At 66.6% G+C, this 9,402-nt stretch carries 14 protein-coding genes; 2 read left to right on the top strand and 12 right to left on the bottom strand.

What is annotated here, in order from left to right:
- From Q0716_RS05265 to Q0716_RS05255, 3 genes are all read right to left on the bottom strand, one after another.
- Nucleotides 1-407 (bottom strand): Hpt domain-containing protein (locus tag Q0716_RS05265; protein WP_299020470.1); only part of this gene is annotated, 407 nt, incomplete at its 3' end.
- Nucleotides 408-448: 41 nt separating this feature from the next.
- Nucleotides 449-811: a response regulator gene (locus Q0716_RS05260; protein ID WP_299020467.1), complete on the bottom strand. Its 363-nt coding sequence runs from the start codon at nt 809-811 to the stop codon at nt 449-451.
- A gap of 27 nt (nt 812-838) precedes the next feature.
- Nucleotides 839-1,195 carry a hypothetical protein gene (locus tag Q0716_RS05255; RefSeq protein ID WP_299020474.1) on the bottom strand — a complete coding sequence of 119 codons (357 nt, stop codon included), beginning with the start codon at nt 1,193-1,195 and terminating at the stop codon, nt 839-841.
- Between the two features lie 400 nt (nt 1,196-1,595).
- Here Q0716_RS05255 and Q0716_RS05250 point away from each other — a divergent pair, with 400 nt between their 5' ends.
- Both Q0716_RS05250 and Q0716_RS05245 read left to right on the top strand, forming a co-directional pair.
- Nucleotides 1,596-2,696, top strand: a complete 1,101-nt coding sequence (locus tag Q0716_RS05250) for an ATP-binding protein (RefSeq protein ID WP_299020464.1) — start codon at nt 1,596-1,598, stop codon at nt 2,694-2,696.
- Nucleotides 2,693-3,322 carry a response regulator transcription factor gene (locus Q0716_RS05245; RefSeq protein ID WP_299020462.1) on the top strand — a complete coding sequence of 210 codons (630 nt, stop codon included), beginning with the start codon at nt 2,693-2,695 and terminating at the stop codon, nt 3,320-3,322. The genes Q0716_RS05250 and Q0716_RS05245 overlap by 4 nt, the downstream gene beginning before the upstream one ends.
- 4 nt (nt 3,323-3,326) lie before the next feature.
- Here the strand turns inward: Q0716_RS05245 and fliR are convergent, their stop codons facing one another.
- The 9 genes from fliR to Q0716_RS05200 form a co-directional block, all read right to left on the bottom strand.
- Nucleotides 3,327-4,103: a flagellar biosynthetic protein FliR gene (fliR, locus tag Q0716_RS05240; protein WP_299020461.1), complete on the bottom strand. Its 777-nt coding sequence runs from the start codon at nt 4,101-4,103 to the stop codon at nt 3,327-3,329.
- A 31-nt stretch (nt 4,104-4,134) separates the two neighbouring features.
- Nucleotides 4,135-4,404, bottom strand: a complete 270-nt coding sequence (fliQ, locus tag Q0716_RS05235; RefSeq protein WP_299020460.1) for a flagellar biosynthesis protein FliQ — start codon at nt 4,402-4,404, stop codon at nt 4,135-4,137.
- Between the two features lie 10 nt (nt 4,405-4,414).
- Nucleotides 4,415-5,179: a flagellar type III secretion system pore protein FliP gene (gene fliP / locus Q0716_RS05230; RefSeq protein WP_299020459.1), complete on the bottom strand. Its 765-nt coding sequence runs from the start codon at nt 5,177-5,179 to the stop codon at nt 4,415-4,417.
- The gene (locus Q0716_RS05225; RefSeq protein WP_299020458.1) at nt 5,176-5,565 is read right to left on the bottom strand and encodes a flagellar biosynthetic protein FliO; all 390 of its coding nucleotides are present in this window, start codon (nt 5,563-5,565) and stop codon (nt 5,176-5,178) included. Before Q0716_RS05225 ends, fliP begins: the two co-directional genes overlap by 4 nt.
- 10 nt (nt 5,566-5,575) lie before the next feature.
- A complete protein-coding gene (gene fliN, locus Q0716_RS05220) occupies nt 5,576-6,007 on the bottom strand; it encodes a flagellar motor switch protein FliN (protein WP_299020457.1) in 432 nt (143 codons plus the stop codon).
- On the bottom strand, nt 5,997-7,010 hold the full coding sequence (fliM, locus tag Q0716_RS05215; protein WP_299020455.1) for a flagellar motor switch protein FliM: 1,014 nt from the start codon (nt 7,008-7,010) through the stop codon (nt 5,997-5,999). The genes fliN and fliM overlap by 11 nt, the downstream gene beginning before the upstream one ends.
- Nucleotides 7,011-7,051: 41 nt before the next feature.
- Nucleotides 7,052-7,576, bottom strand: a complete 525-nt coding sequence (locus Q0716_RS05210; protein WP_299020453.1) for a flagellar basal body-associated FliL family protein — start codon at nt 7,574-7,576, stop codon at nt 7,052-7,054.
- A gap of 246 nt (nt 7,577-7,822) precedes the next feature.
- Nucleotides 7,823-9,088, bottom strand: a complete 1,266-nt coding sequence (locus Q0716_RS05205) for a flagellar hook-length control protein FliK (protein ID WP_299020451.1) — start codon at nt 9,086-9,088, stop codon at nt 7,823-7,825.
- 32 nt (nt 9,089-9,120) lie between these two features.
- The coding region (locus Q0716_RS05200; RefSeq protein WP_299020449.1) for a flagellar export protein FliJ at nt 9,121-9,402 on the bottom strand (282 nt) is incomplete at its 5' end.

The raw sequence follows: 9,402 nt of genomic DNA, 5'->3' as shown, positions 1-9,402 counted from the left end.
GCCTGCCCGCTGGCCAGCTGGCGGATGCGCGCGACCAAGCCAGAGGTCTCCGGTGGCTCGCCGCCCAAGCCCTGGTGCCGCGCCAGCAGCCCTTTGAGCGCGTCGCTCGACTCCAGCAATACATCGACCATGGGCGCGGTCGGCACCAGTTCATGGCGGCGCAGCTTGTCGAGCAGCGATTCCATCTGGTGTGTCAGCTCGGCAACGTCCTCGAAGCCGAAAGTCGCGGCGCCCCCTTTGATCGAGTGCGCGCAGCGGAAGATCGCGTTGAGTGTCTCGTCGTCGACCGTGTCCAGGTCCAGGTTGAGCAGCAGCTGCTCCATCTGCTCCAGGTTCTCGCCCGCTTCTTCGAAGAAGATTTGGTAGAACTGGGTCAGGTCGAAGCCGTCATTCGCGGTGTCTGCCATGGCGGGGCTCTCGGTCGTCTCGGGGCGGGTGGACGTGGGGGTCAGCGGATGACCTTGCGGATCACTTCGATCAGCCGGTTTGGGTCGAACGGCTTGACCAGCCAGCCGGTGGCGCCGGCAGCCCGGCCCGCTTGCTTCATCTGGTCGCTCGACTCCGTGGTCAGGATCAGGATGGGCGTCTGCGCGTATTGGGGATGCTCGCGCAGCTTGCGCGTCAGGCCGATGCCATCGAGCCGCGGCATGTTCTGGTCCGTCAGCACCAGGTCGAACCGCTGTTTCTGTGCTTTCTCGTAGGCGTCGACGCCATCGACGGCCTCCACCACTTGAAAGCCCGCGCCCACCAGGGTGAACGACACCATTTTGCGCATGGAGGCGGAATCATCAACGGCCAGGATCGAGTGCATGGGCGAACCTTGTGGAAGTGAAAATGTTCAAAACAATTCAATGGAGCCGGCATCCATCTCACTTTGGGTGACCGGATTGGGCCGCTGAGGCAGGTGGGTGACCACCATGCCCACTTCGTCCTCTTCGGGCTCCATGACCTGCTCGGCCAGCGTGTATGCGCAGCCGCGCAGCACTTTGCCCGTATGAACCAGCAGTTGCGTGGCCATGTCGTGGAATTGCAGCTCCAGCACGGCGCTGCGCAGCGTTTCGCGCAGCTCTTGCAGCGCGGGCGAATCGTGTGCCGGCTCCAGAGCATCTGCGGCGGCAAGGGCGCGGTTGAAGCGGTCCAACAGGTTGCTGGTCGCGTGATCCAGCAGCCCCTCCAGGCGCTTGAGGTCGTTCATCGCCACCAGCAGCGAATCCTGCAAATCGGCCACCACGGCCAAGCGAACCTCGACGGTGGGTTCATCATCGGCCTCGGCCGGCGCGGGTCGGGGCTCGATCACGGTCACCTCTTCCCGCGGCCAACGGCGGCGCTGGGGTTGAGGGGCGGGGGATGCCGGATCTGCCATGGGAAAGCCCAAAAGGGGATCGGATAGGATCGGTATCCGTAAATATACCGGCATCTGGTGCCGGTGCGACCCGGGGTTGTTCCGGATCGTGACGAAAATCGATGTTGGGGCGATTTGGGGCACACTTTCCCGCACAATCGGGACCGACGGGGTGCAGCGCCGCGTCGGTGAAGCCGACTGGGCTGCTGCCGGCGCGCCCGTGTCCCCTTGACTTGTTGCGGTTCGTCGTCGCGTGAACGTTTTGCGTCTTTTGCATCTAGAAGACAACCCGGTCGATCACGGGTTGCTGGTGCGCGCGCTGCGCCGCGCGGAGGTCGAGGCCGACGTGGTGCTGGTCGATGCGATGCCAGCGTTTCAGGCTGCGCTGGCCGACGGCGCTGCCCCGGCTTTCGACGCTGTGCTCGCCGACTACCACCTGGCCGGGTTCTGCGGCATGGAGGCGTGGGAGTGGTTGCAGGCGCAAGGGCTCGATCTTCCGTTCATTCTGGTCTCCGGTGCCATCGGTGAGGCCACCGTGGCCGACGCCATGGTGCGCGGCGTCAGCGACTATGTAGACAAGTCACAACTGTCACGCCTGCCGCGGGTGCTGCTGCGGGCGCTGGAGTTGTCGGCGACACGGCGCGCGCAGGCCGAAGCGGCGCGTGAGCTGGCCGCCTCGCGCCAGCGCCTGCTGGAGCTGACCGAGCACCTGCAAACGAGCATCGACCGCGAGCGCGCCGACATCGCGCGCGAGATCCACGACGACATCGGCGGTGCCTTGGCAGCCGTCAAGCTGGATTTGGCGTGGCTGGCGCGCCGCTTGATGGACGAGGAGGCGCTGGCGCACGTGCGCTCGGCGCTGGCGATGGCCGAACAGGCGCTCGAGGCCAGCCAGCGCCTCATGCGCAACCTGCGCCCTGCGGTGCTCGACCAGGGCCTGATGCCGGCGCTGCAATGGCTCACGCGCACGTTTGCCGAGCGCACGGGGCTGGAGGTGCAGCTGCGCGGCAGGCTGCGCCAGCCGTTGCTCGCCCGCCACGAGATGGTGGCATACCGCACGGTACAAGAGGCGCTCACCAACGTGCTCAAACACGCGCAGGCGCGCCGGGTCACGATCGACGTCAGCGATCTGGAGGATCACCTCACGATCGAAATCGCCGACGACGGGCGCGGCGCGAGCGCGCAGGAGCTGGGCAAGGAGCGCTCGTTTGGGCTGCTGGGCCTGCGTGAGCGCGCCCAATCCGTGGGCGGCTGGCTGGACGTGGTCACGGCCCCCGGCCAGGGCATGACCTTGATCCTGTCGGTGCCGCTGGCCGAGGCGTTATCGACGACGCATGAGGAGGACGACGCATGATTCGTGTGGTGCTGTGCGACGACCATGCCGTGGTGCGCCGCGGGGTGCGCGACACGCTGATGGAAGCCACGGACATCCAGGTGGTGGCCGAAGCCGACAGCTACCCCGCGCTGCGCGAAGCCCTGCGACGCGAAAAGCCCGACGTGCTGCTGCTGGATGTGGACTTGCCCGGCCGCAGCGGGTTGGAGATCCTTGCCGTGCTGCAAGAGGAGGGCAACCCGGTGCGCACGGTCATGGTCAGCATGTACCCGGAGGACCAGTACGCCATCCGCTGCCTGCGCGCGGGCGCCATGGGGTATTTGAACAAGGGCGGTGACCCGCAGGCGCTGATTGCCGCCGTGCGCACCGTGGCGCAGGGGCGCAAGTACATCACCCCCGAGATTGCCGAGCTGCTGGCCAACCACTTGCAAGCGCCCGACAGCGGCGAGCTGCACGACAGCCTGTCCGAGCGCGAGCTGCAGACGCTGCGCCTGATTGCCTCGGGCAAGAAGCTGTCGCAGATTGCCGAGGCGCTCATGATCAGCCCCAAGACCGTGAGCGTCTACCGTGCGCGCGTGCTGGAAAAGCTGGGGTTGAGCAACAACGCCGAGCTCACCGTCTACGCGATCCGCAACAAGCTGGTGTGAGCGCTCATACGCCGACCAGCCCCGCCAGCAGCTGCATTAGGCGCCGCATTGGCTCGGCCAGCAGCGGCAGCGACGCCGCGATGCCGATCAGCCCCACCGACAGCGTGAGGGGAAAGCCGATCGCGAACACGTTCATCTGCGGGGCGATGCGCGAGATGATGCCCAGCACCACGTTGACGAACAGCAGCGTGGCAATCAGTGGCAGCGCGATCCACAGCCCGTGCGAGAAAATGACTGCCCCCAACTCGAACAGCCGCATCTGCCGCAGCGCGCTCCAACTGTCGTCGCCGACCGGGAACGTCGTGAAGCTCGCCGCCACGGCCTGGATCAGCAACAGGTGCCCGTTGAGCACGATGAACAGCAGCATGGTGACGTTGCCGTAGAAGCGCCCGACGGTGCTCGCCTGCGAGCCGGTGCTCGGGTCGAAGAAGCCGGCAAAGTTCAAGCCCATTTGCAAGCCGATGATTTCGCCTGCCATTTCGATGGCGGCAAAGACGATGCGTGCCGCCAGCCCGATGGACAGGCCGATGGCGAGTTGTTGCACGACCGCGCCGAGCGCGTGTGGGCTGTTGAGCGACAGCGTGGGCGGTGCGGGCAGGGCGGGCTGGATGCACACGGCGATCACGAACGCCAGCCCGATGCGCGTGCGCACCGGCACCGACCGTGACGAAAACAGCGGTGCCGCCGAAAATACCCCCAGAATGCGCAAAAACGGCCAGAAGATGGGTGCGATCCAGCCCATCAGCTGTGCCTCGGTGAAGGTCAAAAAGACGCCGTCCATGGCGCTGGTAGCCGTCGCGCCTGCGGGTGGCTCAGACCGCGTACTCCGGAATGGCCAGCAGTACCCGGCGGATGAACTCGACCAGTGTGGTCAGCATCCAAGGGCCCGCGATTGCAAAGACCGCCACCGCCGCCACCAGCTTGGGAACGAAGGACAGCGTTGCCTCGTTGATTTGCGTGAGCGCCTGAAACAGGCTGATCACCAACCCGACCACCAATACCGTGCCCAAAACGGGCGCTGACACCGCCAACAGCGTGAACATCGCTTGCTGGGCCAGGGTGAGGACGGCTTGCGGCTCCATGCGGGCTCCTTTATGGGGTGGCAAAGCTGGCGGCCAACGAGCCGATGAGCAGATTCCAGCCGTCGGCCAGTACGAACAACATGAGCTTGAACGGCAGCGCCACCAGCACCGGCGACAACATCATCATGCCCAGCGACATCAGCACGCTGGCCACGATCATGTCGATGATCAGGAACGGGATGAACACCATGAACCCGATCTGAAACGCCGTCTTGAGCTCGCTGATGACGAAGGCAGGCACCAGCACCCGCAGGGGTGCGTCGTCAATGCGGGTGTCGGGCGGGAGCTTGGCCAGGTTAACGAAGAGTTGGAAGTCCGCTTGGCGCGTCTGGCCCTTCATGAACTCGCGCATGGGCGCTTCGGCAGCGGCGACCGCCTGCTCGAAGCTGGCCTGTCCCGTGCTGTAGGGACGGTACGCCGTCTCATAAACCTTGTCCAGCGTCGGCCCCATGACGAAGAAGGTCAGAAACAACGACAGGCCGATGATGACCTGGTTGGGCGGTGACGCTTGCGTGCCCAGCGCCTGGCGCAGCAGCGACAGCACGATGACGATGCGGGTAAACGCTGTCATCATGAGCAAAATGGCCGGCAAAAACGACAGCGCCGTGAAAAACAGCAGCGTCTGGATCGGCACCGAGTAACTGGTGCCGCTCGGCCCCTGTCCGATGACCAGGGGCAGTTGTCCCGGCGGGGTGGACTGGGCCCACAGCGCCGCGCTGCCCGTGGCCAGCGCCAGCGCCAGTGCCCCTTGCAGCCAGCGGCACCTCGCCGTCATGGGGTGGGCTCCCGTCGTGGCTCGTGGGTTTGCAGCGCCCGCGCCACGTCCGCGTAGCGGGGCGTGGGCGGCGCCCCGGGGCTGGCCGGGGCAGGGCTGGCGGCGCCCCGCCGAGCGGTGGTCCCCAGCGGCTGCACGTGCAGCGTGCGCACGTGCTGGGGCGTGACGCCCAGCGTCAGCTGCACCAGGCCCGCCGGGCCGTCGAGTTCCACCACCACCACGCGCTGCTGCGGGCCGACCATCAGCTGCGACACCACGCGCAGCGCGGCCGTATCGCCGCTGGAGGCTTGCCGTTGCCGGCGCCACCAGTGTGCCCCCCAGGCCAGCCCCGCCAGTATCGCCAGCAAGGCGAGGGCGGGGGCCAGCGATGCCCAGGTGCCGCTCATGTTCCCGCGCTCAATGCTTGCTCAGGCGCCGCAGGCGCTCCGACGGTGTCACGATGTCGGTCAGGCGGATGCCGAACTTCTCGTTGACCACCACCACTTCACCCTGCGCGATCAAGTAGCCGTTGACCAACACGTCCATCGGCTCGCCCGCCAGCGCATCGAGCTCGACGATCGAGCCCTGCGCCAGCTGCAAGATGTATTTGATCGGCACCTTGGTGCGGCCCAGCTCCACCGACAGCGTGACGGGGATATCGAGCACCATGCTGATGTCGTTGTTACCCGTCGGGGCTGGCGGTGTACCGTCGAAGGCTGGCGCGCTGGCAAACGCACCGCCACCGCCGTGGTCGGTGCTGGCCTGCTCCTGCAACGCTTGCGCCCACTCGTCGGCCAGGGCCTGTTCGTCCACCGGGGTGGCCGGCGGGTTGTCGTTCTCATTTGTCATAGTTCATCCCTCCGTGGGCGTGCCAACTCTGGTCACTGCTGCGGATGGTGCGCACCACCTTCAGGGCGTACTTGCCCTTGTGGGTGCCGTATTCACATTCGAGCACGGGCACACCGTCCACTTTGGCCTGGATGATGCGCTGTCGTTCCAGCTCGATGAAATCGCCCGGCTTCATGGCCAGCAATTGCTCGACCGTGGCCTCCGCCGTGGCCAGTTCGGCCACCAATTCGACCTCTGCCGCCTGGATCTCGTGGCTCAGCAGTTTGACCCAGCGTCGGTCGACTTCCATCGAGTCGCCCTGCGTGTTGGAATACAGCAGGTCGCGGATCGGCTCCAGCGTCGAGTAGGGGATGCACACATGTAGCGAGCCGGTGATGTCCCCAATCTCCAGCGTAAAACTGGTGCTGACGACGATTTCGCTGGGCGTGGCGATGTTGGCAAACTGCGGTTGCATCTCCGAGCGCTGGTACACCAGTTCCAGGGGGTACACGCCCTTCCACGCTTTCTTGTACTCTTCGGAGATGACATCGACCATGCGGTTGATGACGCGCTGCTCGGTGGGAGAGAAGTCGCGCCCCTCGATGCGGGTGTGAAACTTCCCCGTGCCACCGAACAGGCTGTCGATGACGCCAAACAGCAGGGTCGGCTCGCACACCACCAGGCCACTGCCACGCAGCGGGCGCACAGCCATGATATTGAAGTTGGTTGGCACCACCAGCTCGCGCAGGAACATGCTGTACTTTTGTACCTGCACCGGGCCGACCGAAATTTCTGGGCTGCGACGGATGAAGTTGAACAACCCCACGCGCAAGTTGCGCGCGAAACGCTCGTTGATGACCTCCATCGTGGGCATGCGCCCACGCACGATGCGTTCCTGGCTGGACAGATCGTAGGTGCGGATGCCACCGGTCTGCACCTCTTCCTTGGCCAGCTTCTGGCTCTCGCCGGTGACGCCCTCGAGCAGGGCGTCGATCTCGTCCTGGGACAAAAACGCGTCGCTCATGGTCGTCCGTCTAGTGCGTCAAGTGCAAGGTGCCTGTTGCTTCACTGCACGATGATGCTGGAAAACAATACCGCCTCGACCGGGCTGTAGCCCTTGTAAGGTTCCATGTCGGCGGTCTTTTGCACCAGCTCCAGGATTTCTTCGGCCAGCTTGGCCTTGCCGTCGGCGCTGAGCAGCTCGTCGGCCGTGCGGCGCGAGATCAGCATCAGGATGCCGCTGCGGATGGCGGGCATGTATTTTTTGACTTCCTCGGCCGTCTTGGCATCTTCGAGCTGCAGGGTCAATCCGACTTGGGCATAGCGCACCGTGCCGGGGTCCGCCAAGTTGACCACCACGGCATCCAGCGGCATGAAAGTGGGCGCGGCCGCTGCGTCCTTCTTCTTCGGCTTGGGCTTGGCTTTCTCGTGATTGGCGGGCGCCTCAGCTTCGTGCTCTTCTCCCCCGCCTTTGAGGAGGAAGAAGGCGGCGCCCCCCGCTGCCGCGAGCACGACGACGAGGGCGATAATGATGATCAGGAGCTTTTTGCTCTTGGGTTTTTCGGCGGGGGCGGCTGCTGGGGCGGACATGATGTCAAAGGCATACCAAGGATGAACCGATCGCCGACGACACGACGTCGGGCGCGACGTGGCCTATTGTGTCACGGCTGGCCGCGCACGCAACGAGGAGCGTCGAATGCATTGTCGCGCCCTCTCGAACGCTGTCCAAAGCCCAAAAACCGGGTGCTTTGTCCTGTTGCTCGGTAGGCTGGCGGCACCACTGCCCGCGCACGCCGTGGCGCGACTGGGAACGTCGCTGCCCCCAGGCCGTGTCGCTCAGGCATAGACGTCGAGCCCGACGCCGCCCCTGTCTCGCTGCAAGCGCGCCGAGGACACGGGTTCCGCGGCGTCCGTCCCGGTCAGGGCCGTCAACCCCATGCGCACCGCGCGGCCAGCGGCGGGTGTGCCCGAATCCTGGCCTTGGCCCTGGGCCGATTGCCCCCCCACCTCCATGCCGCCCAGTGCCAAGCCGGCGCGCGCCAGCGCATCGGCCAGTGCGGTCGGTGCCTGCGCTTGAATCAACTGGCGCAGGGCCGCGTCGTCGGTGCGAAAGCGCAGTTGCGCCACGCCGTCGTTGAGCGTCACGTCAACGGACAAGGGGGTGTCCAGCCCCTCGCGCACCGAGAAGCTGGCGCGCTGCGTCTTGCCACTGGCCCACAGGCTCACTTGGGCGCCGATGGCTTCGAACGTGTCGGCGAGTGCTGCGCCTAACTGCAGGCCGAAGTCGGCGGACTCGGCTCCTTCCGTCGCGGCGGGGGCGCTGATCGGGTCGCCGATGCCGGGGTTGCCCGTCGTCGGCCCGTCGGTGGTGCGTGCGGCCTCGCGCCGGTCGCCGGCCACGGACAGGCCGTTGGGTTCCGCCCCCGCCAGGGCCTGCGCGGCGGCAGGCGCGGCAGAGGCCAGCAGCGCATCCAGCCGCGCAGCGCCCGCGGTGTCGTGGGGCCCGGCCGCATCACTGCGGGCGCGTGCATCCTCGGCGACGGGCGAGGCATTGGCACTCTCGGCAGCGGTGGCGCGCGTACCTGCAGTGGGGCGCTGCTTGGCGCGCGCCAGTGTCGAAACCCACTGACCAAAGGGGGCGCCTGCCGTGCCGGCGTCGGCTGCTGGCCCCGCCGAGTGGCCCAAGCCGCCCTCGCCGGCCAGGTCGGCGACCGGGTTGCCGCGGCGCTTGCTGCCGTCTCCCGTAGACGCCGCGGGATCGGGAACGAGCGCCTGTGGTGGCGGGTCGGTCTCCGTCGGTGTCGCATCGCTCGCCTGCGCCGTTGCCGCCAGGCTGCCAGCCAGGACTGCCAACAGCGGGTTCTCGGTCGGTGTCGACGTCGGGTCATTGGCCGTGTCGGGCGCCGACACGCTCGTCTTCGCGTCGGTGGCGATGTCGTCCACCGCAGGACCGCCCGCGTCGTCGGCAGACAGTCCAGCCAGCAGCTGGGCGAACGGGTCGTTTTGGGCCGGGTCGGCGGCGCTGGCGGCGGTCGCGGCTGGGCGGTTCGCACGCTGGGTCGCTGGGGTGGCGTGCGCGTGCGAGGCGGCTTCGGTTTTCATGGCGGGGCTCCTCTAGGCGGCGGGACAAGGCATCACGGATGCGGCGGATGGCGCCGTCGGTGCACGGTGGCCGCCATTTCGTCGAAGGCTTTTTGTTCCAGGCGCTGCTGACGCCGCAGCCAATCGTGCTGCCAGCGCTGTTGCACGCGCTGCAGCGTGGCGAGCGCGCGCTCGGCGTCGATCAGTTGCGCCTCGTGGTGCGCGATGCGCGCGTCCAACTGTTGCAGCACCTGCGTCTGGTAGCCGATGGCTTCCTCCAGCTTGACCATGAATTGCCGGTGCGTGGCCAGCAGGGTGGGACTCACCCCCGCGCT

The organism is uncultured Tepidimonas sp. (assembly GCF_938045175.1).
Lineage (GTDB): Bacteria > Pseudomonadota > Gammaproteobacteria > Burkholderiales > Burkholderiaceae_C > Tepidimonas.
The sequence above is the reverse complement of the archived record's forward strand: the minus strand, read 5'-3'. Positions and strand labels throughout refer to the sequence as shown.